The organism is Arthrobacter sp. JCM 19049 (assembly GCF_001310435.1).
This window is the reverse complement of record NZ_BAXF01000662.1, coordinates 1-997: the sequence shown is the minus strand read 5'-3', so window position 1 is coordinate 997 and position 997 is coordinate 1. Positions and strand designations below refer to the sequence as shown.

The following is a 997-nucleotide window of genomic DNA, read 5'->3' as shown; positions in this document are numbered from 1 at the left end:
GGGCCTGCTGCCCAGCACCGCCCGCACCCGCGGTTCCCTGCAGGTCGCCGGGCACCAGGTGCTCGGCAGCCCGGACTCGATGATGGACACGTTGCGCGGCAACGTGGTCTCCATGGTCTTCCAGGAGCCGATGACCGCCCTGAACCCGTCCATGAAAATCGGTGCGCAGATCGCCGAGGCGATCCTGAACCACACCGAGGCCAGCAAGGCCCAGGCCCACGAGCGGGCGGTGAGCCTGCTGGAGAAGGTCGGCATCCCCGACCCGGCCGGCAAGGCCCGCAACTATCCACACCAGCTCTCCGGCGGCCAGCGCCAACGCGTGGTCATCGCCATCGCCCTGGCCTGCAACCCGGCGGTGATCATCGCCGACGAACCGACCACGGCACTGGATGTGACGGTGCAGGCCGAGATCCTGGAGCTGTTGCGCCAGCTGGTGCGCGAAACCAACACCGCCCTGGTGCTGATCACCCACAACATGGGGGTCGTGGCCGACCTGGCCGACCGGGTGGTGGTGATGAAGTCCGGGCTCGTGGTGGAAAGCGGACCGGCGTTCGAGGTGCTGCGCACCCCCACCGATCCCTACACCCAGGCGCTGCTGGCCGCGGTGCCCAAGCTGCCGCAGATGCAGCTTGAGCAGCGGGAAGTCAGCGCCCCGACCGTGCCCGTCGCCCAGGAGGCACCACGCCGCGCGGCCGGGGAGGAAATCCTGGTGATGGGCGAGGTCTGCGTGGACTTCACCTCCGGCACCCACAAGATCCGGGCGGTGGACCACGCCGAGCTGGTGATCCACCAGAACCAGATCGTCGGGCTGGTGGGCGAGTCCGGTTCGGGTAAGTCCACGCTGGGCCGGGTCCCGCTCGGGCTGGTGCCGTTGAGCTCCGGCAGGTGGAACTGTTCGGCCAGGACATCTCCGGCCTGTCGCGCCGGGCGCTGCGCCGGCTGCGCTCCCGGCTGGGCATCATCTTCCAGGACCCGGGCGGCTCCCTGGACCCGCGCA

At 69.9% G+C, this 997-nt stretch carries 1 protein-coding gene; it reads left to right on the top strand.

Going from position 1 to position 997, the window contains the following annotated elements:
• Positions 1 to 79: 79 nt before the first annotated feature.
• Positions 80 to 997, top strand: a 918-nt coding sequence (locus JCM19049_RS15345; protein WP_306420829.1) for an ATP-binding cassette domain-containing protein, incomplete at its 3' end; no start/stop codon positions are given.